Raw genomic sequence first — 25,839 nt, forward strand, 5'->3', positions numbered from 1 at the left:
TGTCCGAATGAGCATGACACGACATTTTTGCGTTGACAAGCGTGAACCGACGGTGTTCCATGGTCATCGTGAATCGGACAGTCTGATTCACGATGACAAAGGAGGGGTGATGGGTCGTCGATCGATGGGCATGACAACCGAGGAGATCAAGGCGCTCGGCACCGTGACGGATCTCCGGACTGCCCTCAAGGCGGCCGGAATTGGCACGACGTATGGCTACCGCATGGCCGCAGCGAACGAGCTTCCGTTCCCGGTGCGCCGAGTAGGCCGTCAGTACCGAGTTCCGGTCGCGGGCCTTCTGAAGGCTCTGGAGATCGAAAACGACACCAAGGCGACCGCGTGACAGCTCAGCGGTCTGCCGGAATGCGAATGCCGGCGGGGGCAACCGCCGGCATTCAGGAGAACCAACTCACAGCAAGGGAGAGATTCATGGACCAGTCTAAGGGCTACACCGCTCGACACCACAGGACGTGTTTCGAGCGTTTCGAGGCGGACGGTCCGGGAAGCGGAAACGGCTGGCTGAGCATTGCTGGCGAGGTGCGTGTGCATACCGACGTCGGCGGCTTCGGTGAACCGGTGATCGTGCTCAACGAGATGAGCATCAACATCGCTGACGCGCCTCTCGTCGCTTCCGCGATCCTCAGCGAGTACGGCCGCCTCATTGAAGAGGCCGGACTCGAAGTGGCGATTCGCCGTGGATAACTCGACGCTCCCCGACATCACCATCGACTACTGGCCTTCGACGGTCGACTTCGATGCGCCGATCGAGCTGGTTCCCACCGAGAAGGCTTGGGAGGTCTGATCATGCCCAGCCTGCACGTATCCGTCGACGTGGACGTCACCGCCTGCGCCGTGAAGTCCGTCGGCGAAGTTCAGATCGAACTCGGTCGCCTTGGGTCGATCTACCTCGACCCCGATCGGGCCCACGCGCTCATCGACGAGCTGCAAGAGGCACTCCGGAACCTCGCCGAGACGGAGACACACCAGCTCCACCGTGACGAGGTCGCCATCCGTAGCGCCGCAGAGTTTCGGGAGGATCGTTGACCACATCCCACGATGCCGTGTCGTCACGCCAAGTGCGTGGCGGCCCGGCCGCGGGCGTCGACCGGGCGTCCGAGAATGCGCACCCCGACCTGATGACCCTGGCGTGCCAGTGGCTCTCCACCCTCCCGTCCGGTGCCGAGTTCACCGGCGGGCAGTTGTGGGAGCACCTGCCCGGCTACGTCGCCGACCACCCCGGGCGTTGCGGAGCTGCGATCACCAACCTGCAGCGGCGCGGCCTGATCGAGTTCTCGGGCTACGGCCCTCGCTCTGCCGATGGTGGCTGGGATCGGCCGACGCGGATCTGGCGCCGCACCGATGTCCCGATCACGGGCGGTGAGGACTGAGCCATGTCCGGTCGATCGCTGAACAAGTTTGCCTGGATGGAGGCACTCCGGGGTGCGGACCTTACGCACGCCGAGTATCGCGTCCTGGTGAACCTGAGCACCTATGCACGCGGCGATCTGACCAACGCCCACCCCGGTCTCTCTCGGCTGTGTGAGGACGCCCGGGTGTCCGAACCGACGGCGAAGAAGGCGCTTCGCCGGCTGGTCGAGAAGGGCTGGATCGTGCTCACCGACAGGGGCGGGAACGAGCACTGGAAGGGCAAGGCGAACGTCTACGCCCTCTCTATCCCCAAGGGGGTAACTCATTTACCCCCTTGGGGTGAGAAGGGGGTAAATCCGAACACCGAAGGGGGTAACTCATTTTCGGAAGGGGGTAAATCGACACCCCTCGAAGGGGGTAACTCACTTACCCCCCATCAGAAAGATCTATCAGGGGATTTCATCAATGGATTTCAATCAGGGGGAGTCGTTGCGCTAAGCAACGCGGGCGCGCGCGAGGATGCCCTCCCCCCTGAAACCGTCGCAGAACAAGCCGAAGCCGCCTTCGGCGAGCTCTTCGGTGAAACCCCACGGTCGGTCGACCTGGACGCCTACGAGCCCTCGGTGCCTGTCGTCGACGAACCGAGGATCGACCCGGAACTGACCCCCCTCGCATGGATCGACAACGAGCTCCCCGGCGGATTCCGCGGTACCGAACGTGCAGAGGCTCAAAAACGCCTGGAAGCGGGCGAGCATCGCGTCACGATCCGCTGGGACCTCGTCAAGGCGCGCCACACCCGCCCCAAGATCGGCCAACGCCGGCACCGCTTCATCGAACCCAATTCGCAGACCTCGCAGGAGGCTACGCCGTGACTACCCATGAACGATTCTGGGAACGACCCCAGGCCCCGAAGCATCCGCTGATCGAACCGTGGGAGGAACTCCCCGACGATCCGAACTACCCGACCTTCGAGAACGCCGTCCGATTCGGCATCGAACGTCACTGGCACACACTCGCCGTCGCCAAGACCGACGATTGGGAGGAAGTCTCCGCGACCGCGGTGTACGTCAGCGACGGACTCGTCGGACCCCTCATCGAGTTCGGACCGTGGACTCTCGAACCCCGCGAAGCCCGAGTCCTCGCACGATCCCTGCTCGCCCTCGCCGACGCCGCCGAACCCGAGCAGCAAACAGCGTGACCCCACAACCGCACACCCCCGACGCGGCCGAGACACCCCTCGGCCGCGTCGGCCTGTCTCAGAACAGCAATCGAGGAGATGAACCCATGCCCAACCTGCGACACCTCCCGGTCAAGTCGTGGCCGGTGCTCTGGCACGAGCTGCTGACCGAGATCGAGATCTTCTCGGCGGCCCATCACATGCCCCTCGACAATGTCTGGGCACGGGTCCACGCCAACGACTACTGGGCGGCCGTCGAACTCTTCGACCAGATCCGCGACGCCACTCACCACTACGTCGGACCGGCCCAGGACGGCGCCTGATGGCCACGCAGGCAATCAGGCGCCGCAGCCGCGACGGCCTACCCGTCCCGGTGCCCGAGATCCCCGCTCTCGTCGATCCCCGGCTGCACGGTGCCCGGTGCGCCGGCATGGCACCGACGTTCGATGTGTGGATCCCGGACGAGTCCGACGACGATCGCCGAGACCGCCTCGCCTACGCCCAGCATCTCTGCAGTCGGTGCGCTGTCCGTGTCGCCTGCAGACAGGCCGCGACCGAACATGACGCATCGGGGATCTGGGCCGGAGTGCTCCATGGGGATGCGGGACGACCCAAGCGGGAGGCGGCGTGAACGCTGAAGTGAACGTTTGCTTCCGCTCTCCCGTGCGCGAGGCCCGACAGCATCCGGACGTCCGGCAGCTTCCCTACGGGCGCGTAATGGGACGTCCCACCCCATCCCTACGCGCGCGTGAATGGACCGGTCCACTACGCCCACACGCGCGCGCGAAAGAGACGTCGACCGATCGGAGGGAACGTTCCAACCCTGTCCCACGCGCGCGAAGTAAACGTTTCCCGCCTTCCCCGCGCGCGGGAACCAGACGTCTGGCACCACCCCTACGGGCGTACGCGCAAGAACCGAACGCCGAATCGAACGTTCGGCACGGCGTCCACGCGCGCGAGAGGCCGCGGTGACCATGTGACCACTGCGTGACCACATGGCCTACGAGCTGCAGAAATGTCACACCCATCGGATATGAAATCCGAAGGTAGAACAGGAGAACCAACCACATGACGCCACTACCACCGGACCCCGACAAGTCGACGCACATCGATGACGCCAAGGCACTCGTCCGCGCACTCGCCAACAGGGACACCGATGGCGCACTGGCTCTGATTCGCGGCCTCGACCGGAACGAGCTCGAGCACATCACCCTGTACCTCGCACGTGGTGCCGCAAATCTCGTCCTCGATGCTCACGTTGAAGAGCTCGACTGGGTCCTTCAGGGGCTCCGGGCCGTCAATGAGGTGGAACCTGCTGCCGGCCCCGCCGCACCGAAGGGCAAGCAAGCCGAAGCGCTCCGCCTCACCAGACGGCTGGTCGGCACGGTCATCGAGCAGATCGAAGGCCGGCGGGACCAACTGGCCGAACCCCGGAAGGAGGGCTGACCCGTGGCACTCGACGTGGGGGAGCTCGTCGCCCGGCTGACGCTCGACGACTCCCGCTTCATCCAAGGGACCCAGCGAGCCGAACAGCAGGGCCGCCGGGCCACCCAGCAGATCACGAACGGATTCCAGGACATCACCCGCGCGGCTCAGCGGGCGAGTCAGGCGGCGCAGGCGGTCGAGATCAACGACCGATTGGACCGCGACGCCAGGCAGATCGCCGACCGGATTCAGGAACTCGAGCGCAACGCTCGGCGAGCCGACCAGTCCGTCGACGACATCGAACTGAACGACCGCCTACTGAGAGAGGCCCGACGAGCCGCGGACGAGATCGACCAGATCCGAGCCGGTGCGCGACAGGCCGCGGGCGCGGTCGATGACATCGAGCTCGGCAATCGACTACGGCAGGACCTTCAGGACGCCCAGGGGGAACTCGACCGGCTGTATCGGCAGTCGAGCGAAGGCGCCGGCCCTGCAGGATCTCAGTCTGGAGGCAACTTCCTGTCCGGATTCTCGGATGCGGTCAGCAATCTCGGATCGAAGGCCGGCCCGATCGGCTCGTCACTCCTCGGTGCTGTAACCATCGGAATGACGGCCGGGATTGCAGTAGGCGCCGCGTTCGCCCATGCCCTTGCCGAGGGGATGGAACAGGAGAAGGCCCGCGACCTCATCCAGGCGAAGCTCGGCATCAACGAGGCCACCGCCGAGAACCTCGGCCGCGCCGCCGGGGCCGCCTACTCGAACGGCTGGGGCGAGTCCGTCGAGGCCAACATGGACACGGCTCGGCTGGCCATCCAGAACGGACTCCTCACTGGCGAGGAAGACACCGCGACCTTCGCCAGCACCATCGAGAACCTCGAGATCATCTCGTCCAAGCTCGACGGCGAAGTGTCCCAGTCGGTGCAGGCCGTCGGCGCACTCATGGCCAACGGGCTCGCTCGCGACGCTCAGCACGCCTTCGACATCATCGCCCGCGGATCGGACGGCACCGCGAACAAGGGCGAGGATCTCCTCGACGTGATCCGCGAATACTCCGCGGGCTGGTCGCAAGCCGGGTTCGATGCCGAGTTCGCTCTCGCGATGATCTCCCAGGCGACCGACCTCGGTGTCGACAACGCCGACCGGGCCGGCGACGCCCTCCGTGAATTCGGACGCCGGATGTACGAGGACGCCGACGTGATCAAAGAGGCGATCACTGGCCTGAACTTGCCTGCCGAGGAGCTGTTCGCCCAACTTGAGGCGGGCGGAGAAGTTGGCGAGCAGGCATTCGACCGGATCTTCGACGCCATCCGCGAGATCCCATCAGAGACCGAACGTGCAGCAGTCGCACAGCAGTTTCTCGGCGATACAGCCGGCGACTTCATCCGCGTGTTCACCCAATGGGACCCCTCGACCGCAGTCCGCAAGTTCGGCGAGGTCGAAGGCGCCGCAGCCCAGGCCGGGGAAACCATGTCCTCCAACACGGCCGCCTCGTTCGAGTCTGCGCAGCGATCGATCGAGGCATCCCTCGACGCCCTGGAACTCGCGCTCGCCGAGGCGTTCGGCCCCGAACTGGCAAAGGTGGCCGACTGGGTCTCGACGCACAAGCCCGAGATCTTGTCGCTCTTCTTCGAGACCGCGGACGGTGCCCTCCTCGCCGGGGAAGGCATCGCCCGGTTCGTCTCGCTGTCGCTCAACGCCATCGGCCCGTTCACCGCGATCATCGCCGAGGCGTTCTCCGGCGCCCTCAACTCAATGGGATCCTTCGTGTCCGGTGCCGCATCCGTCGCCGACGCACTCGGTATGGACGGCATTGCCAGCTCCTTGCGCTCGGCCGGTGACTCGCTCTACGACTACGCCGACAAGGCACAGCAGGGCAGCGCAGCGATGTTCGCTCTCGCCGACTCCATCGACAACGATGTCGTGCCCGGACTCCAGGGCTTGCGCGCCGGCCTGCGTGAATCCGGTGACGGGGCCGTGGCCACCGCCGAGATGATGCGCGCCCTCGGCGACACCGTGGTCACCGGCATCCCAGACGAGAAATCGATCACCATCGCCGACAACAGCCCTGAGACGATCCAGCGGCTCGAGGCACTCGGGTTCAAGGTGGAGAACACCCCGGACGGCATCACAGTCACCGCGGACACGACCGAGGCCGAGAACATCATCGGCGGGTTCATCAACACCCAGCGCTCGACCACGGTCTGGGTCGACATCCAGCGGCGCAAGGAAGACCTGGGCATCGCCGCCAACCAGTTCGGGCCCTACTACGACCCCGGCAGTGGCCAGACGTTCGCCGACGGTGGCATCGACGACCGGGCCGCTCAGATCCGGGCCGGCCGCGGCCGCGGGGTCACCTGGGCGGAAGCAGAGACCGGCTGGGAGGCGTACATCCCCGGGGCGATGTCCAAGCGGCACCGCTCCGAGAAGATCCTCCAGGAGGTCGCCGACCGGTTCGGGTTCGGGCTGATCAAGATGGCCGACGGCGGCATCACCGAAGGCGGGTTCAACTCCCAGGCCGCGGTCGCGAAGGCCATGGCCCACGACGGCGAGGGCTACGTCTACGGCGGCCTCGACTGCTCCGGCTACCTCTCCGCGGTGTTCAACGCCGGGACAGGTCAGAACGTCCGCTTCACCACCGCCAGCGACTTCGAGGCGATGGGCTGGCGCCGAGGTTACGACCCTGACGGGTTCAACATCGGCACCGACGGCGGTGTCGGGGAGAACGGCCACATGGCTGGCACCCTCTACGGCACCAACATCGAATCCGACGGCAGCAACGGCATCCAGTACGGCCGCACCGCCGACGGCGCGCTCGACTTCCCGTACGTCTACCACTGGCCCGGGGCGACACCACAGGGCGACAACCCCGCGACCGAGCGCACCGGGGAGGGCTTCACCCGCGACGACCTGACCTCGGATCTCACGACCGGCACGACCGACACCGGGATCACGATGTCGACGGACGGACAGCGCGTGTTCGTGACCAACTGGCCCGCCGCCCTGGGAGGCACTCAGAAGCCCGCAGACGAACGGAAACCGATCTGGTCGGCATCGATGCGCGTGTTCGAAAACGGCGGCCTACGGGCACCACAGGAAGCGCTCATTGCCCCGGAGGGCGCCGAACTCGTCCACTGGGCGGAGAAGGGTACCGGGGGAGAGGGATACATCCCCCTCGCGCCGAGCAAGCGACCTCGCTCGGTCGCGATCACCCGGCAGATCGCCAACCGTTTCGGATTCGAGCTCGTCCCCATGGAGAACGGTGGCCTGAGCGGATTCGGTGGGTACGTCGGCAACACCGGCGCAACCTTCGACGTTCCCCTCACCGGGGCGGGCTGGGCGGCGATGTCCCCGAACAAGCGCCGCGCCACCCTCGCCAGCCTCGCCGGCCTCGGCATCGGCGGAGCGTTCGCCCTGGCATCCGGTTTCGACGAGAACGGAATGTTCACCGGGCAGTTCGACACCGGAGCGAACTCCCATCCCGGCCTCGAGAAGGCGTTCGGGCAGTGGGCGGATCAGATCGCCGAGCAGCTCGCAGCGATCCGCAAGGCGGCCGAGAATCCGACCCCCGTCGAGGTTCAGGTCGACATCGACAGCGGCTCCCGGACGGCACAGATCGAGATCATGAAGCGCGGTCTGGTGTGAGATAATAAGTGACACAACAGGATTCATCGAATCAACTAGGAGAACCCACCATGGCTACACCCACACCCCAGAGCTACACGGCACCCGACATCGTGGTCGCGGTGCCCGGCGGCGCCGGTCCGACTGTCCTGCAGGACCGCGCCGTGACCATCCTCGAGGACGGCAGCCTCGTCATCGGCGGCGACGTCGAGTCGCACGAGAAGATGCGTGCCAACCTCGCAGCCAAGAAGGAGTCCTGATCATGGCAACGCCCGAACCTCAGACCTACACCGCGCCCTACGTCGTCGTCGACAGCCCGGGCGGCCTCCACAAGACGAACGCTCTCGTGACGATCCTCGAGGACGGGTCCCTCGTCGTCGGCGGTACCGCGGAGACGAACGCCAAGCGGGTGGACATGCTCGCCGAGAAGATCTCACAGGACGGATAACCCATGAACATGAAGGACCTGACCCGGCAGGCCATCGCCGCTCGCTCCGAACGCGACCAGGCGCTTCGAGCGTTCACGCGCGACCCCAACGCCACCGACATCGAGAACGCCTACCTCGAGGAGAAGCACACGAAGGCGGTCGAGGAGCGTTACGCCCAGCGGCTCGCCGAACTCCGCGACGAAGCTGAGCGGATCACCGCGGAGTCCAAGACGAAGGCGGAACGTCACATGACGTTCGATACCACGGACTCGGCCGCGCTGATCCGCTCCGAGCAGGCATGGACGCACATCGTCCGGCCGGCCCTCGAGAAGGGGCGCACCCTCGACCAGGCCCTCGCAGGAGCCGACGAGGACGCCGTCTTCGGCGCCCACCGCTTCGCCGCGGCCTTCCTCGGCGACAGCGCTCCGGTCTCCCGGGCCGTCACCGCGCGCCTGTCCGAGCTCCGGCCCGAAGCGGCCGGGGAGATCCGCGCCGGCGTCGACGCAGACGCACACCTCGACGCCTTCGAACGGACGCTCACCACCGCGAGCCGAGGAGATTCCCTCGAGGCTGCGATCGGAATGCAGTACGCCTTCGGAGCGGACGACCGCGACGAGTCCAGCGAGAGGGACGACACCCCGACGCAGGGGGAGTCGTTGGCTGCAGCTCTCGGCGCGAGGTACCACGCCGTTTGACCAGTCGTTGCCTTCAAGGCAACAACCCGAACAGAAGAGACCCCCTCCGAAGGGAAGCGGAGGGGGTCTCGCTTTGCATCGGCAGCCTGTGACCATCGAGTGACCACATAGGCTTTCAGCTGCGGAAACGTCGGTCAGATCGGACCATCAATCCGCAGGTGGGCGAGGGGCCTATGCGGAGTCTTCGGCGACGAGGTCTGCAGCGAGCTGGGTGCCGATCTCGTCGAACTTGCCAGCCCTTGCGTTCTCGACGGCTTTAAGGATGAGACGAGCGAGCTTCTCGGCTTCATCCATGGTGTATCCGAGCCGGACGTTGATCCGGCGGATGCTGTTCCCGTCCGGCAGGCCCGTCGGATGAACGACGATATTGACCTCTTCGGTCTCACCCTGTGCGTTCTTCCGCTCGGGAATTGCGTATACGTGAGGGGTGAATTCCCCGTGTGCTCCAACCTGAATATCCATGCGGGGCACCGTACACCGTGTCCGCGAGCTTCGCGCAGAGCTAGCGACCATCCCCTGCCGCACGTCGCTCAAATGCTGCAACGTTCAATTTAGGCGCCGGTGCGACCTCATCTGGCGGCTCGACGTCATCCCGTACGGACGCGATAATGACGGGCTGAAAGAGGGCGGTGAGCCGGCCGAATTTGACGATCCCTAGGCAAAGCCCGCTAAGGAAGAGCCATTGTGCGACGACGGCGTTGTGCCCCGCGGCTGGTGTCACAGTCGAATCAAGAGCTAGCGCTCCCAGGGCTAGAACGGCTGCGACTAAAGCACCGGTGTAGATGCTTCTCCATGAACGAGCCAAATCCCGTCCCCCATGCGCTTTCAAGGCGGTGGCTCGTGCACCTTTGGCTGACGCCAACTGGCCCACTGCAACGCCGCTCATCGCGCCTGTGAGTGAGACCACCACCGCGAACGCTGAATAAAGACCTCGTCGATCTGCTGGAGGTAGCCAGGCAAGGACGTCGAATCGGTTCGTCTTTGCAACGAGAGCGCCGTAGAGCCCAACGATCGCGACCGTAGCGACCAGGTCGACCCACCGATGGTCGATCCAAGCGTCGTAGATCTTTGCAAAGATCTTTGGTGTCGCCACGTCCCAGGACCCTCCCGTGCTCTCAAGTTGCGGGGCGGTCGACAGCTGCCCTCAGCTCGCTCTCATGTTCCGCAACTACTTGAAGTATGGCCTTGACCGCTGACTCATTCCGGATGGGTTGGCCCTCGTCGTCGAACGAACCAATCTTGCGCTTGGCGGTGATCCTCTGGCGTATGAAGTCTACGTTCTGCGTACTTGCGTTGTCTTCTGCGTCGTAGTACAGAAGCCGTGCTTTTGCCTTGCCCAGATCGTTCTCGTCAGCTGCCGCAGCCAGACTCTCCGCTTCTGCGCGAAGGATCTGACGGGTTTCTGTGTTCTCCTTCGCTCTCGATGCTTGGAGGATAAGGGTGACTGTAATGGGGCCGAACTCTTCGTTCACCTTTCGGAGGATGCCCGACAGTCGAGATCCCCGTGCCTCTAGCGCTTGGGCTTTGGTTGTGCTGATGCGAGTCTCGATTCGAGAGGCTTCAGGCGCTCGGGTGAGCTTTCGCCGAGCCTCGCTCGATAGCACCGCTTCGACTGCTAGGTGCACGTCCTGACCAAAGACTCCCAGAGCTTCGAGCCACTCGACTACGGCGCTGGCTGTAGGGGCGGAGGTTGAACCTTGAATAAGCCCGAGAATGTTCCCGAACTCTAAGAAGCTCACGATGGAGGTTTCGTAGAGCTGGTTGGTCTCATCGAGCTGGATGTCCTGGACAGACTTCTCGTTGTCGTTGTAGATCCCCAACCACGCTTCGATGTCCCGTACCTTGAGGAGCTTGAGGTGGGCCCGCTCTTCATAGAACAAGATCTCGCCAATGAGGATGCGGCCACCGACGTTGCTGGTGCGCTTTTCTAGAGGCTGCTTGGAGAGAAACGTCAGCACCTCGTACCAGTCCGCATCTTCCATCGGCACGTTCGCGGTAGGCGACTTGTATGCCATTACACGGAAGAAGCTGATGGTCCGCTCGCCAGTAGCCACTAAGCCCCCTACATTGAACAACTTGGATTCATTACCCCTAATGCGTGCGGATCGTACCGCAGGATGGTGGGGGTCATTAGCGGTAGAGGGTGGAGTCTGCGCCCCTTGGGTTTCCAATATGAGGCCGGATCCACAGAATGATCTGATGACCTACCGACGCGCACTTAACCCGAACATGCTGACGATCCATGAGTTGGGCAAACTGATTGGGCGCGCTCCCGCCACGATCAGAAAGGATCGTATGGCAACCCCCGGCCATCCGCTGTTCGGGAAGGCGATCAAGCGCGGTCCAGGCTCGAACAGCCCTCTGCTCTGGTGGCGTAGCGATGTGGAGGAATACTTCGCGGCGATGGGCCAGCGCGTCGACTGGTCTGCGATCGATGGACCGTCGGTGGAGGAGGCCCAAAGCGTCCCGCCGAGCTCACCGGACGCAACCGCGGTGCTCATGACCGTGGTTGTCGACCTCGCTGAGGGGATCGCTGGTGTCCTCCTCGATGTCGCAGCGAAGGCTCGGGCGGGCGAGTATGGCCGAAGCTGAGTGGGCAGTTACAGAGCTGATCTCCGCAACTGTGGGCATGAGGGCCACGATTGCAGGTGACCCAGATTGCCGACGGCGACAACGTGGCAGGTGGGGATCATTTTGTCGGCGCCGACAAAATGATCACGCCCTTCCTGAGCGCCACGCGATGGCGTCGGCGGGCAGGATCATCCAGCGGCACTTGCGCTTCCCGTTCGGCCCGTCCGGCTGGTAGGCGGGCAACTCCCCGCGCTGGCATGCCTTGAGGACGGTGTCGTACGACGGCGATGTGTGAGTGCCGGGACCCTTCCAGCCGAGCATCCGGGCGGTGTCCTCGACGGACAGGGGGATCTCGCCGGGCGGGTTGGCATTCATCGCGCTCCTATCTCGGTTGTGGCCTGCGCAACCCAGCGGGTTGCTCAGCTCCCTGGGGATACGCAACGCCGCGAGGTCATGGACACCCCTGTCCATGACCCTACTTCTGTGGCCACACGGTGGTCACAGACGATGTGTGTGACCACGGCAACCGGCGGCGATAGGAGGCATTCGACGACCTGATCTACCTGCAAAAAGTATCGCTTCGCGTTAAGGCATATCAACCGGCGGTGAGGGTGGATTCTGACTCATAATCCGCTGGTCGCGGGTTCGAGCCCCGCCCGCCCCACATCCTCCGCTCGTGGCCACGAGATGTCCCTCTGTACCGAAACGGTAGCGTTCGATCCCATGAGCACCCTTCGAGAAGTCGGTGACCGCGAGGCATGGCGTTGCTGGTTGTGCGACGAGCCTGTGGACCCCGATATGTCGGTCAACGACCCACGCGGTCCCAGCATCGACAGCATCAACACCGCGAAGAAGGGTGGCAAGGGGAAGGGTGGGGTCGAGCGACTCGCGCACCGGGCCTGCAACACCAAGAAGGGTGCCGTCAAACCCGTCGTGCCGTGGCCCGACCGGTTGTTCGTCGTCGACCCGGCGCCGATCATCGGTGTCGTCGAGCAGCTCACGCGCAAGGGTGGTCGCGTCGCCGTCGCCCGGTGCCCCGACAAGGCGGACGCGGAGGACGCCTCCGAATGGCTGCTCGATCGCTTGTCGCGCCTCGAGCCGGGAGTGCGGTTCGACACCCGGATCGAGTCGGCCGGCGGCGGGTACCTGGTGGTGCTGACGGCCTAGCCAGGAATCAGCACCAGTGTGGAGCGATCCGGTGACTCGGCGGAGACCTCGACCTCTGTGAGCACCGTTCCGTCGGATCTCAGCAGTGTGTAGCGGCCCGGCATGAGACCGGTGAACAGGAACCAGCCGTCGCTCGTGGTAACGAGGCTGCGATCGATGTTCTGATCGCACACGTCCAGGCCGATCAGCCGAACCGTGGTGGACGGATGAAAGACACCTCCGATCCGGCCGTGCGCCACCGCTCCGATCGCATCCGGTGGGTCCGGTCGGTCGCCGGCCTCGTCCGGGCGCCGGATGGGCGCGCCGTCCGGCGGTGCGCACACCGGGGCCGAGAAGTGCGACGACCGGGCATGCGCGACCGTCGGGTCGGCCCCATCCGCAGGGACAGGCCGGTAATTCGTCGCCGCGATAAGCACCCCTGCCCCCACTGCGGCGAACAGCATCCATCGGGCTCTTCGGATCGTTCCCCTGTGCAGCAACGGATCCACCTCCTCTCCGTAAGAGAACTTAGGAAAGTTGTTCTCGCCGAGGGTTATTCGGAACCGACGCTTCGATGGATCGTGACGATACCCGGCGCGGACGGGAAGGGCTATCGTCCGTGGAGGCGACGCACAGCAGCGGAATATAACGTTCGGACCGTCGAACCGTCGAAATCCTCTGTTGGCACAACGATTCGGACTAGTTTCGGGCGAGGGTGGTGCGCGGAAGAGGTACATTCGGCGTCCCGCACGGCAGATGTAGTTGCGCTGTTGTGTTCGGGCGACTCGGCGAGGAACGTCGGTACCGGAAATAATCGCCCCGGGAAGCGGTGTTGCGGGTTTCGTCGGCGTACTCACCGGCACCGAGTTGCTCGGAGCGGACTGCGGAACGAGGGGCACATGACGGTCGACGAGAAACCGACGACGCTCCGCCGGATGAACGGCCTCCTCGCAGGGATCCGTGACGGCACCGACGACGACACCCTCGCGGCAGGCGTCGTACTCGCCGCGACCGTGGTCGCTCTGGTCTGGGCCAACCTGGGCGACTCGTACGAGTCGTTCTGGCACACGCCGCTCAGCATCAGCATCGGCGACTACGGCATCGACCTCGACCTCAAACACTGGGTCAACGACGCGGTCATGACGCTGTTCTTCTTCGTCGTCGGTCTCGAGGTCAAACGTGAGCTGACCATAGGGGAACTCACCGATCGGACACGCGCAGCGGTGCCCCTGGTGGCGGCGATCGCGGGTCTGGCAGTGCCGGCGGCGTTGTTCCTGCTGCTCAACCCGAGCGGAGAGGCCGCCGGAGCGTGGGGTGTGGTGGTCTCCACTGACACCGCATTCGTGCTCGGTGCGCTCGCGTTGGTCGGACCGCGGTGCCCGGCCCGTTTGCGCGTGTTCATCCTCACCCTGGCCGTGGCCGACGACATCGGTGCCCTCGCCATCATCGCCTTCGTCTACACCGACGATCTGCAGCCGGTCTTCCTCATACCTGCGGCGATCGGGCTGCTGTTGATCCTGCAGTTCCGTCGGCTCGAGGTGTGGCGCGGCGTCGTCTACTTCGTCGTCGCGGCGGGCACGTGGGTGGCGTTCTACGAGTCCGGTGTGCATCCGACCCTCGCGGGTGTGCTGATCGCGTTGATCCTTCCCGTCTATCCACCGAGGCGCGGCGAGGTGGAACGCGCCGGTGAGCTCACGCGAGCGTTCCGGCAGTCACCCAACTCCGACTACGCGCGCGCCGCGCAACTCGGGGTGCTCCGCGCGGTGTCCGTCAACGAGCGTCTGTTGCGGCTCTACCAGCCGTACACGGCGTTCCTCGTGGTGCCGATCTTCGCTCTCGCCAATGCCGGTGTGGTGATCTCCGCCGAGACCGTCGGCGTTGCGATCCGGTCGCCGATAACGTGGGGCGTCGTCCTCGGTCTGGTGGTCGGCAAGTTGGTGGGCATCACCGCGGCCACTGCCGTCTTCGCGCGCCTGCGCCCCGGCAGCCTCCCACCGGGACTCACCCTCTCGCGCGTCGGTGGGGGCGCCGCGCTCGCCGGGATCGGGTTCACGATCTCGCTGTTCATCGTGGACCTGGTGATCGAGTCTCCCGAGGCGGCCAACGATGCCCGGATCGGTGTGCTCCTTGCGGCGATTCTCGCCACGGCACTGGGCTGGGCGCTGTTCCGGCTGTCCGATCGCCTGCATCCGCCGCAGGGTCCGGCAGGACTTTTGCTGCTGCGTCCGGTGGACCCGGACCGCGACCACGTGCGGGGGCCGCACGACGCCCCGCTCACGCTCGTCGAGTACGGAGACTTCGAGTGCCCGTTCTGCAGCAAGGCCACCGGCAGCATCCGCGACGTGCACAAGCACTTCGGCGACGACCTGCGGTACGTCTTCCGGCATCTGCCTCTCGACGAGCCGCATCCGCACGCGCGTTTCGCCGCCGAAGCGGCCGAGGCCGCCGCGGCGCAGGGGCGGTTCTGGGACATGCACGACCATCTGTTCGCCAACAGCGACGCCCTGTCCCGCGACGAGATCTACGAACACGCACAGCAGTTGGGTCTCGATATCGACCGGTTCGACGAGGACCTGCGCCTGGGGCGGCACCGGCACCGTGTCGAGGACGATGACCTCGACGCCGAGACCAGTGAGGTGTTCGGAACGCCGACCTTCTATCTCGGCGTCACCGGCTCGGATCTCACCCGGCACATCGGTCCCTTCGACGCGGCGACGCTGATCCGGCGGCTCGAAGAGGTGCGCGAGGGGTAGGGACGACACGATTCGGGTGGATCGGACCCCGGAAGCGGGGGTCGATCCACTGAAATCGGGGCGGACGGGCGGATCTACGAGGAGCCGAGCGGCTTGTCCCGGTTACCTCCCGAACCGGTAGCGAACGTCTCGACGATGTTGTGGCCGAGGCAATCCGGCCGCAACGGCGTGTACCGGCACTCCATGTGGAACCACCAGTGCTCCCACTCCGCACGCTCTTCCGGTGTCAGTTCCGGGGGTGCCTCGTCGGTGTCCGCAACGGGGGAGACGCCGGGCCGGAGGTAGATGTCGGCGCTTGCCGTCGCCGGCACTGCGAGCGCGATTGCGGCACAACCGAGCACGCCCGCGGCGAATCGCTTCATGAAAACCTCGAATCTCTCGTACGAACCTTCGGGGAAATCATTCCCCGGTGGGTCGCACCCCGCCATTCGAGACGAGTGGTTCGAGCCCGTCGAGGACGCGCCGCAGTCCGAACTCCCACGCGTGATCCGGGCTGTAGGCGGCGTTCATCTCCGCTCCGGCTGCCGCGCCCACCCGTTGCGCGAGCGGGTGTTCGTCGCCGAGATAGTGCGCCAATCGCTCGTTCCACCTGGCCCAGGTTTCGCTCATGTCGGGGGCGTGCGGATCGGGACGTCGCGCTCGCGCCGCACCGCGCACGAAGTCCGCGACGAACGTCAGTGCAGCATCGCGATCGATGTCGCCGAGGGATGTCCCGTCGAAGGCGTGGAGTTCGTAGTCGTACTTCGCGATCGTGCCGGGGCCGAGGGCCGTGCGCTGATCCTCGACGTCCAGCAGCCACCAGTGCGCGGCGTAATGCTCGAGTTCGGCTTCGGCGACGTGCCGTACCCGATCCCGCCACGACGGGGATTCGTAGCGCGCCCGGGGTTGCCGGGCGTGTACCCGGTCCACCATGAGGACGAGAAGGTCGTCGCGCGATCCGACATGGGTGTAGAGGGCCATCGCGGAAATCCCCAGGTCGGTTGCGAGGCGGCGGATCGTCACGGCCTCGAGGCCTTCCGCGTCGGCGACGGTGATGGCTGCGTCCACGGCGGATGCAGTGGTGACCTTGGCTTTCGGGCCGCGTGAACCGCCGGTGGGCGCGTCGGGATGGTCGCGCCACAGCAGGTCGATCAGATCGCGCGCCATAAGTGCCTCCCGGAATCTCGTCCTCGGGAGTACTCTATACGTCGTACAAGGTTTCTGTCGCGGGAGGTCTTATGAAAATCAACGCCACAGCGCTGTCGCTCAACGTCGCCGACACGGCCGCCTCGGCCGATTTCGCTATCCGGCACTTCGGCTTCACGGAGGAGATGTCGGCGGACGGATTCGTCTCGCTGAGTCACCCGGACGCAGGCTTCAACATCGTGTTCCTGCGTACCGGGCTGGCGACGTTCAAGCCGGAATCCGTCGCCGGACCGGCCGGGCAGGGCATGCTCATCGCCTTCGTCGTCGACGACGTCGACACCGAGTTCGCGCGCATCGCGGAGGCCGGTGCGACGGTGGTGACCAAGCCGGAGACCGAGCCGTGGGGCGAGCGGTACTGCCAGTTCGCCGACCCCAACGGGATCATCTGGCAACTCGTCCACTGGGTCTCCGAACCGGCCTGACCTGAGCGAGGTTCAGTCGAGGCAGAATTCGTTGCCCTCGGGGTCGCTCATGACGATGTGGCCGGCCCCGAACGGCGGCGCCGGGTCGTGACGTTCCAGGCGCGTGGCTCCGCGCGCGATGAGCCGTTCGGCCTCGGCTTCCAGGGCCGCCATGCGTTCGGCGCCGTCGAGTCCGGGCGCGGCACGCACGTCCAGGTGCACCCGGTTCTTGGCCTGCTTGCCCTCGGGCACCTTCTGGAAGAACAACCGGGGCCCTGCCTCGTCCGGATCGACGACCGCCGACGCGTCGTTGCGTCGTTCGAGCGGCACTCCCATCGCGTCGAGTGCGTCGTCCCACGAGACGAAATTGCCGGGCGGCTTCTGTATCTCGTACCCGAGAGCGTCGGCCCAGAACTCCGCGAGGGCTCCGGGATCGGCGCAATCGAACGTGATCTGGATATCGCGTGCCATGTCAGCTCGTCTCCTGTCGGGCTCGGGTACGGGAATGCAGGTAGAGGTCCCGCAGGAGGCAGACCTCGGACAGATGGTGGATGAGTTCGCGGTGGATGTGCAGGACCAGCATGCCCATCGGGTACTGCGCGTACGGTCCTTCCGCCTCACCGCACGGGCGGGCGAGTCCGTCTTCCCCGAGGGACTCGACGCCTGCGATCCACGTCGAGAGTTCGGTATCGAGCTGGGCGAGGGCCTCGTCCGCTGTCGCTGCGTACTCGAACGACGTGTAGTCGGTGGGGGTCCGCCCGAAGTGACTCGCATTGCGCATCGCCAGCACGCCGACGATCACATGCCCGAGCCGCCACGCGATGGTCGTGAACGGCGGTGGATCGGGTTCGGGGAACGCGAAATCGATGGTCATCGCTCCGGCTCCCCCCTGCACGGGAGCGGTACTCGTCCCGCGCGGCCGCACACTCCAACAGTCCGGTGCGGGCTCGAAGAAGTATTCGTCGTCGGTAAGGCCGTCGAGGCGGTGGCGGACCGGATAGTCGAGTTGCTGTCGCAGTAGGTGGTTCCATTCGAGTTCCGTCATGACTCCAGGCTGACGCATATTGCGGACAGATTCGGTCCGTGATCTGTGCGACCATCGTCGTATGACCGTCGAGTCGACCACCGAACGGGTCCTGCGGGTGCTGGCACTGCTGCAGAGCCGCCCGTCCTGGACCGCGGTCGAGCTCGCCGCGGAACTCGGCGTGACCGATCGCTCGGTGCGTCGCGACGTCGATCGTCTGCGTGCTCTCGGCTATCCCGTGCGCGCGACTCCCGGAGTCGGGGGCGGTTATCAGCTCGGAGCCGGCACGAGATTGCCGCCGCTGCTTCTGCACGACGACGAGGCGATCGCCACGGCGGTGTCGTTGCGACTGGCGTCGGGCAGCACGATCGCCGGCGCCGCCGAGGCGGCGCTGCGCGCACTGGCCAAGCTCGACCAGGTGATGCCACCACGCTTGCGCGAGGAGGTGCGGGCGATCTACGGCGCCACCGAGACCGTCGTCGGCGCGGGCACGGAGATCGACGTCGACGTGCTGATGGCCCTGGCCCGAGCCTGCCGCGACGCGACCCGTGTGCGGTTCCGGTACACCACCCGCCTGGACGCGGACGACGAGCGCACCGTGGAACCGGTACGGATGGTCGCCGCGGGACAGCGCTGGTATCTCATGGCCTGGGATGTCGACCGTGACGACTGGCGTACCTTCCGGCTCGACCGGATGCGCGAGGTGACACCCACGATGTGGCGGTTCCGGCCGCGGCAGCATCCTGATCCGGTGGCCTACGTCCAGCGGTCCGTGACCGAGTCGCCCTATCGGTACATCGCGCGGATCCGCCTGCGGGCCGACGCCGAACACGTGCGCGACATGGTGCCGCCACAGGTCGGGCGAGTCGAGGACGATGGGGACGGATGGTGCGTGCTCGTCGTCGGTGCGGACGACCCGGACTGGGTCGTGATGCACGTCGCGCGAATGGGTTTCGAGGCAGTCGTCCTCGAGCCACCGGAACTCCGGAAGGCTGCGGAACGGCTCGCGGCGCGCCTCGCCGCGATCGCCGCCCGTGTCGATCGGTGACGGGTCCTCGCATACAGACCCGTCGCATGGTTGTGTGGCGTAGGTGACGGCGAAGTGGCTCCGGCTCGGAGCAGACGGTCTCGGGTGGGCAGCGACCGCGACAGGCGCGGTCGGGCTCGCGCTCCATTTCAGTACGTCGTCGGCTCGGCCCCTGGTGCTCGCAGCGTCCGGCGCCTCGTATCTGATGGTCGGAGCGCTGATCGGGCTGGTGGTGTTCGGGGCTCGCCGTCACGTCATCGGAGTCCTCGCGGCGGCCGCGGTCGCCGCGCCGGCCATCTGGACACAGGCACCTCTCCACGTCGCGACAACCGCGTCCGGGACGGGACCCGACATCACGGTGATGCACGCGAACATCCTGTTCGACGGGGGTGCCGATCCGGACGTCGTCGTCGCCCGGGTCCGGGAGCGTGACGTCGACCTGCTCACGGTGAACGAACTCACCTCTGCGGGAGTCGAGGGGCTCACCCGTGCCGGTCTCGACGACATGTTGCCCCACCGATATCTCGTTCCCGGACAGCTGGCGTCGGGTACGGGAATCTGGAGCCGATTTCCGCTGTCGGACACCGTCGAACACGACGGGTTCATGTTCCACCAACTCTCCGCGGTCGCGGACGTACCGGGAGCGGGACAGGTCGCAGTGCACGCATTCCACCCCGTGCCGCCGGTCTTCGATACGCAGGACTGGGCCGCCGAACTGTCACGACTGCAGGACATCCTCGATCGGTCTCCGGCGGACGTCCCCGCGGTCGTCGGCGGTGATTTCAATGCGACTCAGGGCCATTCGCAATTCCGCGCGTTGCTCTCGGGGCGCTTCGCCGATGCTGCCGAGCAAGTGGGAGCGGGGACGGTGCGCACCTACCCGACCGACAAATCCGGCCCGCCGCTCGTCGCGATCGACCACGTCCTCGTCGCGGACGCGACGGCAACCTCGTTCGAGTCCGTCGAACTGCCCGGAGCGGATCACCTCGCGGTGGTCGCCCGGATCCGGTTGAGTCCCCGGGCGTGACGACGTGGGATCAGGGTTCGACGTTCATCGACTCGGCGAGGATCGGCCACGCCGTGCGCAGATCGTCCTCCCAGTAACCCCACGAATGCGTTCCGTCGGAGTCGAGTTCGGCCGTGACCGGGATGTCGAGGGATTCGAGCCGGTCCACCAGCTGTCGCGTGCAGATGTTCGTCGCGGCCTCGATCGCTCCGCCGGCGACGATCTGCGTGGCGAACGATTCGCCTGCCGCCCGTTCCTGGCCGGGGATGTCGTACGGGCCGGGTAGACCGTTGCGGCTCGACAGGTACAAGGCCTTGCCGCGCAGGCGTTCCGCATTGAGATAGACGTCGTGCTCGGCCCAGCGCGGACCGTCGGCCGGACCCCACATGTTCTCGACATCGCCCTTGCCGCGACGCTCGACGACGAGCTTCACGTACAGCTGTCCCACCGGGTCGCTGGTGCGCACGCATCCGCTGAAGGATGCCACACCGGAGTACAGGTCTCCGCTCTGGATCGCGAGGTCCAGCGCGGAACCCGCGCTCATGGACATCCCGATGATCGACTGCTTCCCGTCGGTGTCGAGCAGTTCGTCGACCACGGGCGGCAGTTCCTCGATGAGGAAGGTCTGCCATTGGTTGCGGCCGAGAACCGGGTCGTCGAGGTCCCAGTCGGTGAAGTAACTGAAGTTGCCGGTGGCGGGAACGACGACGTTGACGTCCTTGTCCGAGAAGAACTCGGCGATGTCGCTGCTCTCCATCCACCCGGTGCCGTCGATCACGCCGACACCCGCGCCGCCGAGGGCGTAGACGACCGGCCGCGGCTCGCTCGGGTCGGCCGGACGCAGGACGTCGAGCGGGACGACGGTGTCCATCGCCGGAGAGTAGACGCGGACAGTCCAGTGCTGGTCGGTCACTTCGTCGATACCGTCGACATAGGCGGTGGCGGGCTCGGTGCTGCCCGGAGCAGGGTCGGCCTGCGCGGTGACAGCGCCGGACACGAGGATGGACAGGCCTGTGAGACCGATCGTGAGGCCACGGAAACCACGACGGGACACGACGGATCGACGCACGGATGAACTCCTCGACTCGAATTGATGCTGATGAGTCGTTCCCCAGGCTCGACCCGCTGGGCTGGACAGTACCTTCCCCCGGTTGCGAAAAGTGCCCCGGGGTACTGTGATTCCCAACTCTCGGGACGCCGGAACGGGTTCGGCCGCCGCACCCGGGACCTGGTGCGGCGGCCGAACTTTCGAGCGGTTGAGTGGTACTCAGAGTGACAGGATCGATGCGGCTGCGGTGCCGGGTGCGCCGTAGACCTGAGCAAGACCCACCTTCGGCTCGCCCGGGACCTGACGCTCGCCCGCCTGACCGCGCAGCTGCAGAACCAGTTCGTGGACCTGGCGGATGCCGGAGGCCCCGATGGGTTCACCGTTGGCGATGAGCCCGCCGTCGGTGTTCACCGGGAGCGATCCACCTATCTCGGTCGCACCCTCGGCGATCAATTTCTCCTGGTCGCCGTCGGCGCACAGCCCGGTCTCGGCCATGTGGATGACTTCCGCTCCGGCGTCGGTGTCCTGGAGCTGAGCGACGTCGACATCCTCGGGACCGATTCCGGCGGCCTCGTAGGCGGCCTTCGCGGCGTAGACGGTGGGGGAGACGTCCTCCTCGACCGACGCCCACGTCGCGTGGACCTCGTACGCACCGTAGGTGCGCGTCCGAATCGCGGTGGAGCGCAGGTATACCGGCTTGTTGGTGGTGTACTTCGACACCAAGTCGCCGCGGCACATGATCACCGCGGCGGCACCTTCGTCCGGAGCGCAGAACATCTTCGCCGTGAGGGGGTAGTTGAGCATCGGGGACGACAGGATCTCCTCGATGCTGAACTCGGTGCGGCGGAAGGCTTTCGGGTTGAGCCCGCCGTTGCGGTAGTTCTTCGCCGCGACCCGGGCGAGCGTTTCGTGCGAGATGTTGTGGTCGATGGCGTAACGGTTCGCCTTCATGCCGAAGAACTTGGTGGTGACGAACTGCCCGTTCTCGGCGTACCAGGCGGGCAGGCCGAGCATGGCGGGGTCGGCGGTGAACGCGCCGCGGGGGTGCTTGTCGGTGCCCACCGCGATGCCGATGTCGTACTTGCCGGAACGGATCCCGTCCGCGGTCTGCTCGATCGCGCTCGCGGACGTCGCGCACGCGTTGAACACGTTGGTGAAGGGAATGCCGGTCAGGCCCACGAGGCGGGTGACGGCGTCGGTGTTGTCGACCTCGTAGCTGCCGCCGATGCCGAACTGGATGTCCTTCCAGGCGACACCCGAGTCCTCGAGGGCGAGCTGGATTGCGTCTGCGGCCATTTCGATGGCCGACTTGGCGCCGAATCTACCGAACGGGTGAAGGCCCACCCCGATGATGGCAACGTCGTTCATGATGTCGGGAACTCCTCGATGGGATGCGTGCGGATCAGATCGGCGCGAAGGCCCACGTGACGATGTCGGTGCCGTCGTCGTCGGTGTAGAAGGGGACGAAGGTGAGCTCGAGTTCCATGCCCGGGCGCAGTTTCTCCGGGTCGTTCTCCGTGAGGCGGGCCTCGACGCGGACCACGTCACCGAGTTGCACGAGTCCGAAGGCGAACGGCTCGAAGGTCGCCGCGGTCTCGTTGCCCGCGTAGGGCTGCTTCGGTACGAAGCCCTGCGTGGTCCACGCCACGAGCGTGCCGCGCCGCGGCAACGGCAGTTCCGAGATGTTCGCCCCGCTGCACCGGGGGCAGCGCGGCTGGGTGGGCCAGGTGGTCGCGGAGCAGTCGTCGCAGCGGCTGCCGATGAGCTGCGGGTTCTCTGCCGGCCACGTGGATACGTCGGGCGCGAGCGCCTTCGTCGTCATGGTTCGTCCTCCGTTGTCCGATGCCGATGCGGCGGCCCTCGCCGCGGTCGAACATGAGGATTACGTTAGACGGAAATGTCATTCTCTACAATGAGAGGATAAATATCGTTCGAGGCATCGACTCGTGGAGACGGGGACGGTCAGAACCGGCGCCTCCGCCGGGGAGGAGGTTTGCGTCGACCCGGCCGTGAGTGGTGCCGGTGTTGCTCCTCCTGTGCCGAGACCCCCACGCGGTACTCGTCGAGAACTCTCCGCATCGCGGCGATCGCGCGCTCCCGGGTACGCGGGTCGTCGATCTCGAGCAGCTGGTCGCGCAGGCCGGTGGCGAAATCGGCGTACTCGTTCTGCCAGTCGCGGCCGATCCGCACAGGCGCAGGCGGTGCGACGGTGGTGATGTGCTCGGCGGGAGCGCCCGCTGGGAGCCGGTACCGCGCGCCGATCTCCGGGACGACCACGCGGAGGTTTCCGTCGAGTTCGCGCAGCGACACCGTGAGGGCGGCGAGGGCGTCGGGTTCTCCGTGGTCGAGGAAGACCGTGCCGGAGATCGGCGCGCGCTGTGAGATCCAGCGCACCAGCTCGTCGCGGTCCGCGTGCGCGGAGTAGCTGTCGATCCGCCGGATCTGTGCTCGGATGTCGATGTCTTCACCCGAGATCCGGACCTTCGACGCGCCCTCGAGGATCACCCTGCCGAGCGTGCCCTGCGCTTGATAGCCGACGAACAGCACAGTCGAGTCGTGGCGGTGCAGATTGTTCCGGAGATGGTGCCGCACTCGTCCCGCCTCGCACATCCCGGAGGCGGCGATGATGATCGCGCGACGGAACGAATCGATTCGCATCGATTCCTCGGCGTCGGGGGTGTACCGGATACCGGGATGGCGGAAGACGTTCCGTCCCTCGAGGTCTTCGAGTTCGGCTGCGTGCCGGGCGAAGACCTCGGTGGCCCGGATCGCGAGCGGGGAGTCGACGAAGACCGGTACGTCGGGAATGCGCTCGTCGTCGAGAAGGTGGCCGATGTCGAGCAACAGCTCCTGGGTGCGTTCGAGAGCAAACGACGGGATGACCAGATTGCCGCCTCGCTCGAGTGCCTCGTTCACTTCCCGGGCCAGCAGATCGCGGCGCTCGGTGATGGTGAGCCGGGGTCGTGAGCGGTCTCCGTAGGTGGATTCGCAGACGATGTGGTCGATGCCGGTCGGGCCTTCCGGATCGGCATGGAACGCCTTCTGTTCCGGACCGAGATCGCCGGAGAACAACGTCCGCACGCCACCGGCCTCGACCTCCGCCGACGCCGACCCGAGGATGTGTCCGGCGTTCCACAGGCGGGCCCGGAAACCGGGCGTCGGCTCGAACCACTCTTCGAGGGGGACCGGCCGGGCGCGCGCCGCGGCGAGACGGGCGTCCTCCTCGGTGTAGATCGGGTGGAATTCGGCGCGGTTCGCGCGGTCGCGTCGCCGATTGCGGCGCTGGGCCTCGAACTCCTGGATGCGAGCCGAGTCGGCAAGCATGAACGAGAGCAATTCCGCCGTGGGGGCCGTGCAGAAGATCGGGCCGTCGAAGCCGCGGGCGACGAGCTTGGGGAGCAGGCCGCAATGGTCGATGTGGGCGTGGGTGAGGATCACGGCGTCGACCGACTCCGGGGGGAACGCGAACTCTGCGACGTTCAGGTTCTCGAGGCTGCGGGAGCCCTGGAACAGTCCGCAATCGATCAGGATCCGCGCGTCGCCGAGTTCGACCGTCGCGCACGAACCGGTGACGGTTCTCGCCGCCCCGTGGAAAGTGAGTTCCGGATTGTCGGACACGGCATCTCCTCGGACGCTCGGGCGGTGGTGACCCGCGGGACTGCCTCTCACCGTATCGAGCGCGGGTGTCCCACCGGACCGGGAAAGGATGTAGAACCTGTTCCAATTCTGTGCGATTGTGGCTATCGTCACGTGCAGAACCGGCAATGCGATGGAGGGCGAGCCAGATGAAGACCAAGGGTGCAGTGCTGTGGGGCATCGACGAACCGTGGTCGGTCGAGGAGATCGACCTCGGCGATCCCGTCGCGGGCGAAGTGCAGATCCGCATGGAAGCCGCCGGCATGTGCCATTCCGACCATCACATCGTCACGGGCGCAACCCCGATGCCGTCCTTCCCCGCCATGGGTGGTCACGAGGGCTCGGGTGTGATCACCAAGGTCGGTGACGGCGTGGTGGGTCTCGAGGTGGGCGACCACGTCGTGCTGTCCTTCATCCCTGCGTGCGGGCGGTGTCCGTCCTGTTCCTCGGGGCACTCGAATCTGTGCGACCTCGGGGCGGGACTGCTCAGTGGCCAGGCGATCTCCGACGGCACCTACCGCATTCAGGCCCGCGGCGAGAACGTGATCGCAATGTGCCTCCTCGGCACCTTCTCGCCGTACATGACGGTCAACCAGAGCCAGGTCGTCAAGATCGACAAGGACGTACCCTTCGAGCTCGCGGCGCTGGTCGGCTGTGGCGTACCCACCGGCTGGGGTTCGGCGACGAACATCGCCGAGGTCAAGGCCGGCGACTCGGTCGCCATCATCGGCGTCGGCGGTGTCGGCATGAGTGCTCTGCAGGGCGCCGTCGCCTCGGGTGCGCGCCACGTGTTCGCGATCGACCCGGAGCCGTGGAAGCGGGAGCAGGCGCTCAAGTTCGGTGCCACCCACACCTACGCCTCCATCGAAGAGGCCATCGTGCCCATCATGGAGATCACGTGGGGCCGCATGTGCCACTCGACGATCATCACCGTGGGCGAGATGAAGGGCGAGCTGGTCGATCCGGCACTGACACTCACGGCCAAGGGCGGCCGGTGCGTCGTCACGGCGATGGGCTACATGTCCGACATGGACGTCAAGCTCAACTCGTTCCTGTTCTCGATGCTGCAGAAGGACCTCAAGGGCAACATCTTCGGTGGCTGCAACGCGCGGGTGGACATCCCCAACCTGCTCGACCTGTACAAGTCCGGTCAACTGAACCTGGCCGACATGGTCACGCGCACCTACACCCTCGAGCAGATCAACGACGGATACCGGGACATGCTCGAGGGCAGGAACATCCGCGGCGTCATCCGGTACACCGAAGCCGACTGGTGACCGGCACCGACCGGTGACCTCCCCCCGCCGGGCCGTCTCGTAGGCTGGTCG

Annotated in this window: 32 protein-coding genes; 20 read left to right on the top strand and 12 right to left on the bottom strand. The window is 66.0% G+C overall.

All coding sequences use genetic code 11. The annotated features are described in order from the left end of the window. Nucleotides 1-7 precede the first annotated feature (7 nt). The 13 genes from GON09_RS02540 to GON09_RS02600 all read left to right on the top strand — a co-directional run bounded on the left by GON09_RS02540 (nucleotide 8) and on the right by GON09_RS02600 (nucleotide 8,714). Nucleotides 8-343 carry a hypothetical protein gene (locus GON09_RS02540; RefSeq protein ID WP_244865355.1) on the top strand — a complete coding sequence of 112 codons (336 nt, stop codon included), beginning with the start codon at nucleotides 8-10 and terminating at the stop codon, nucleotides 341-343. Further along, nucleotides 340-702 carry a hypothetical protein gene (locus tag GON09_RS02545; RefSeq protein ID WP_213930459.1) on the top strand — a complete coding sequence of 121 codons (363 nt, stop codon included), beginning with the start codon at nucleotides 340-342 and terminating at the stop codon, nucleotides 700-702. Before GON09_RS02540 ends, GON09_RS02545 begins: the two co-directional genes overlap by 4 nt. A gap of 102 nt (nucleotides 703-804) precedes the next feature. Then, nucleotides 805-1,044 (top strand): hypothetical protein, encoded by a 240-nt coding sequence (locus GON09_RS02550; RefSeq protein ID WP_213930460.1) that lies wholly within the window; start codon nucleotides 805-807, stop codon nucleotides 1,042-1,044. After that, nucleotides 1,041-1,388 (top strand): hypothetical protein, encoded by a 348-nt coding sequence (locus GON09_RS02555; RefSeq protein WP_213930461.1) that lies wholly within the window; start codon nucleotides 1,041-1,043, stop codon nucleotides 1,386-1,388. The genes GON09_RS02550 and GON09_RS02555 overlap by 4 nt, the downstream gene beginning before the upstream one ends. Nucleotides 1,389-1,391: 3 nt before the next feature. Then, nucleotides 1,392-2,240, top strand: a complete 849-nt coding sequence (locus tag GON09_RS02560) for a helix-turn-helix domain-containing protein (protein WP_213930462.1) — start codon at nucleotides 1,392-1,394, stop codon at nucleotides 2,238-2,240. Continuing rightward, complete coding sequence (locus tag GON09_RS02565; RefSeq protein ID WP_213930463.1) at nucleotides 2,237-2,566, top strand: hypothetical protein; 330 nt, start codon at nucleotides 2,237-2,239, stop codon at nucleotides 2,564-2,566. Before GON09_RS02560 ends, GON09_RS02565 begins: the two co-directional genes overlap by 4 nt. A gap of 86 nt (nucleotides 2,567-2,652) precedes the next feature. Beyond that, entirely contained in the window at nucleotides 2,653-2,868 is a 216-nt protein-coding gene (locus GON09_RS02570) for a hypothetical protein (protein ID WP_213930464.1), read from the top strand. Then, nucleotides 2,868-3,176 (top strand): WhiB family transcriptional regulator, encoded by a 309-nt coding sequence (locus GON09_RS02575; RefSeq protein ID WP_213930465.1) that lies wholly within the window; start codon nucleotides 2,868-2,870, stop codon nucleotides 3,174-3,176. The genes GON09_RS02570 and GON09_RS02575 overlap by 1 nt, the downstream gene beginning before the upstream one ends. 437 nt (nucleotides 3,177-3,613) lie before the next feature. Continuing rightward, a complete protein-coding gene (locus tag GON09_RS02580) occupies nucleotides 3,614-3,991 on the top strand; it encodes a hypothetical protein (protein WP_213930466.1) in 378 nt (125 codons plus the stop codon). 3 nt (nucleotides 3,992-3,994) lie between these two features. Continuing rightward, nucleotides 3,995-7,612, top strand: a complete 3,618-nt coding sequence (locus GON09_RS02585) for a phage tail tape measure protein (protein WP_213930467.1) — start codon at nucleotides 3,995-3,997, stop codon at nucleotides 7,610-7,612. A gap of 50 nt (nucleotides 7,613-7,662) precedes the next feature. Continuing rightward, on the top strand, nucleotides 7,663-7,851 hold the full coding sequence (locus GON09_RS02590) for a hypothetical protein (protein ID WP_213930468.1): 189 nt from the start codon (nucleotides 7,663-7,665) through the stop codon (nucleotides 7,849-7,851). A 2-nt stretch (nucleotides 7,852-7,853) separates the two neighbouring features. Continuing rightward, complete coding sequence (locus GON09_RS02595) at nucleotides 7,854-8,039, top strand: hypothetical protein (RefSeq protein WP_213930469.1); 186 nt, start codon at nucleotides 7,854-7,856, stop codon at nucleotides 8,037-8,039. A 3-nt stretch (nucleotides 8,040-8,042) separates the two neighbouring features. After that, complete coding sequence (locus tag GON09_RS02600; protein ID WP_213930470.1) at nucleotides 8,043-8,714, top strand: hypothetical protein; 672 nt, start codon at nucleotides 8,043-8,045, stop codon at nucleotides 8,712-8,714. Nucleotides 8,715-8,885: 171 nt separating this feature from the next. Here GON09_RS02600 and GON09_RS02605 read toward each other — a convergent pair whose 3' ends face one another. Both GON09_RS02605 and GON09_RS02610 read right to left on the bottom strand, forming a co-directional pair. Continuing rightward, nucleotides 8,886-9,176 (bottom strand): hypothetical protein, encoded by a 291-nt coding sequence (locus tag GON09_RS02605; RefSeq protein ID WP_213930471.1) that lies wholly within the window; start codon nucleotides 9,174-9,176, stop codon nucleotides 8,886-8,888. A gap of 653 nt (nucleotides 9,177-9,829) precedes the next feature. Continuing rightward, nucleotides 9,830-10,768, bottom strand: coding sequence for a hypothetical protein (locus tag GON09_RS02610; protein WP_213930472.1), 939 nt, complete (start codon nucleotides 10,766-10,768; stop codon nucleotides 9,830-9,832). Between the two features lie 145 nt (nucleotides 10,769-10,913). Between GON09_RS02610 and GON09_RS02615 the strand changes: the two genes are divergently transcribed. After that, nucleotides 10,914-11,306, top strand: coding sequence for a hypothetical protein (locus GON09_RS02615; RefSeq protein ID WP_213930473.1), 393 nt, complete (start codon nucleotides 10,914-10,916; stop codon nucleotides 11,304-11,306). Between the two features lie 123 nt (nucleotides 11,307-11,429). Here GON09_RS02615 and GON09_RS02620 read toward each other — a convergent pair whose 3' ends face one another. After that, nucleotides 11,430-11,660, bottom strand: a complete 231-nt coding sequence (locus tag GON09_RS02620) for a hypothetical protein (protein ID WP_213930474.1) — start codon at nucleotides 11,658-11,660, stop codon at nucleotides 11,430-11,432. 411 nt (nucleotides 11,661-12,071) lie between these two features. On the opposite strand from GON09_RS02620, the gene GON09_RS02625 reads away from it, so the two are divergent. Beyond that, nucleotides 12,072-12,452 carry a hypothetical protein gene (locus GON09_RS02625; protein WP_213934239.1) on the top strand — a complete coding sequence of 127 codons (381 nt, stop codon included), beginning with the start codon at nucleotides 12,072-12,074 and terminating at the stop codon, nucleotides 12,450-12,452. Here the strand turns inward: GON09_RS02625 and GON09_RS02630 are convergent. Then, the gene (locus tag GON09_RS02630) at nucleotides 12,449-12,895 is read right to left on the bottom strand and encodes a hypothetical protein (protein ID WP_213930475.1); all 447 of its coding nucleotides are present in this window, start codon (nucleotides 12,893-12,895) and stop codon (nucleotides 12,449-12,451) included. The two genes, GON09_RS02625 and GON09_RS02630, sit on opposite strands and share 4 nt — an antisense overlap. Before the next feature lie 435 nt (nucleotides 12,896-13,330). On the opposite strand from GON09_RS02630, the gene nhaA reads away from it, so the two are divergent. After that, nucleotides 13,331-15,184 (top strand): Na+/H+ antiporter NhaA, encoded by a 1,854-nt coding sequence (nhaA, locus tag GON09_RS02635; protein WP_213930476.1) that lies wholly within the window; start codon nucleotides 13,331-13,333, stop codon nucleotides 15,182-15,184. A 74-nt stretch (nucleotides 15,185-15,258) separates the two neighbouring features. On the opposite strand, the gene GON09_RS02640 is transcribed toward nhaA, so the two are convergent. Both GON09_RS02640 and GON09_RS02645 read right to left on the bottom strand, forming a co-directional pair. Then, the gene (locus tag GON09_RS02640; RefSeq protein WP_213934629.1) at nucleotides 15,259-15,546 is read right to left on the bottom strand and encodes a hypothetical protein; all 288 of its coding nucleotides are present in this window, start codon (nucleotides 15,544-15,546) and stop codon (nucleotides 15,259-15,261) included. A 37-nt stretch (nucleotides 15,547-15,583) separates the two neighbouring features. Beyond that, nucleotides 15,584-16,330, bottom strand: a complete 747-nt coding sequence (locus GON09_RS02645) for a TetR/AcrR family transcriptional regulator (protein ID WP_213930477.1) — start codon at nucleotides 16,328-16,330, stop codon at nucleotides 15,584-15,586. A 71-nt stretch (nucleotides 16,331-16,401) separates the two neighbouring features. Here GON09_RS02645 and GON09_RS02650 point away from each other — a divergent pair, with 71 nt between their 5' ends. After that, a complete protein-coding gene (locus tag GON09_RS02650) occupies nucleotides 16,402-16,791 on the top strand; it encodes a VOC family protein (RefSeq protein WP_213930478.1) in 390 nt (129 codons plus the stop codon). Between the two features lie 12 nt (nucleotides 16,792-16,803). Here GON09_RS02650 and GON09_RS02655 read toward each other — a convergent pair whose 3' ends face one another. Both GON09_RS02655 and GON09_RS02660 read right to left on the bottom strand, forming a co-directional pair. Continuing rightward, nucleotides 16,804-17,241 (bottom strand): VOC family protein, encoded by a 438-nt coding sequence (locus GON09_RS02655; RefSeq protein ID WP_213930479.1) that lies wholly within the window; start codon nucleotides 17,239-17,241, stop codon nucleotides 16,804-16,806. A 1-nt stretch (nucleotide 17,242) separates the two neighbouring features. Continuing rightward, nucleotides 17,243-17,815: a DinB family protein gene (locus GON09_RS02660; RefSeq protein ID WP_213930480.1), complete on the bottom strand. Its 573-nt coding sequence runs from the start codon at nucleotides 17,813-17,815 to the stop codon at nucleotides 17,243-17,245. Nucleotides 17,816-17,876: 61 nt separating this feature from the next. On the opposite strand from GON09_RS02660, the gene GON09_RS02665 reads away from it, so the two are divergent. Then, nucleotides 17,877-18,842: a helix-turn-helix transcriptional regulator gene (locus GON09_RS02665; RefSeq protein ID WP_213930481.1), complete on the top strand. Its 966-nt coding sequence runs from the start codon at nucleotides 17,877-17,879 to the stop codon at nucleotides 18,840-18,842. Nucleotides 18,843-18,885: 43 nt separating this feature from the next. After that, nucleotides 18,886-19,848, top strand: coding sequence for an endonuclease/exonuclease/phosphatase family protein (locus GON09_RS02670; protein ID WP_213930482.1), 963 nt, complete (start codon nucleotides 18,886-18,888; stop codon nucleotides 19,846-19,848). A 10-nt stretch (nucleotides 19,849-19,858) separates the two neighbouring features. On the opposite strand, the gene GON09_RS02675 is transcribed toward GON09_RS02670, so the two are convergent. The 4 genes from GON09_RS02675 to GON09_RS02690 all read right to left on the bottom strand — a co-directional run bounded on the left by GON09_RS02675 (nucleotide 19,859) and on the right by GON09_RS02690 (nucleotide 24,493). Next, nucleotides 19,859-20,896: an alpha/beta hydrolase gene (locus GON09_RS02675; protein WP_213930483.1), complete on the bottom strand. Its 1,038-nt coding sequence runs from the start codon at nucleotides 20,894-20,896 to the stop codon at nucleotides 19,859-19,861. A gap of 198 nt (nucleotides 20,897-21,094) precedes the next feature. Then, the gene (locus tag GON09_RS02680) at nucleotides 21,095-22,246 is read right to left on the bottom strand and encodes a thiolase family protein (protein ID WP_213934240.1); all 1,152 of its coding nucleotides are present in this window, start codon (nucleotides 22,244-22,246) and stop codon (nucleotides 21,095-21,097) included. A 31-nt stretch (nucleotides 22,247-22,277) separates the two neighbouring features. Continuing rightward, on the bottom strand, nucleotides 22,278-22,697 hold the full coding sequence (locus GON09_RS02685) for a Zn-ribbon domain-containing OB-fold protein (RefSeq protein WP_213930484.1): 420 nt from the start codon (nucleotides 22,695-22,697) through the stop codon (nucleotides 22,278-22,280). Nucleotides 22,698-22,837: 140 nt separating this feature from the next. Further along, nucleotides 22,838-24,493, bottom strand: a complete 1,656-nt coding sequence (locus GON09_RS02690) for an MBL fold metallo-hydrolase (protein ID WP_213930485.1) — start codon at nucleotides 24,491-24,493, stop codon at nucleotides 22,838-22,840. A 167-nt stretch (nucleotides 24,494-24,660) separates the two neighbouring features. On the opposite strand from GON09_RS02690, the gene GON09_RS02695 reads away from it, so the two are divergent. Next, nucleotides 24,661-25,788, top strand: coding sequence for an NDMA-dependent alcohol dehydrogenase (locus GON09_RS02695; RefSeq protein WP_213930486.1), 1,128 nt, complete (start codon nucleotides 24,661-24,663; stop codon nucleotides 25,786-25,788). Nucleotides 25,789-25,839 lie beyond the last annotated feature (51 nt).

The sequence above is a fragment of the Rhodococcus sp. B50 genome (assembly GCF_013602415.1).
In the GTDB taxonomy this organism is placed as follows: domain Bacteria; phylum Actinomycetota; class Actinomycetes; order Mycobacteriales; family Mycobacteriaceae; genus Rhodococcus.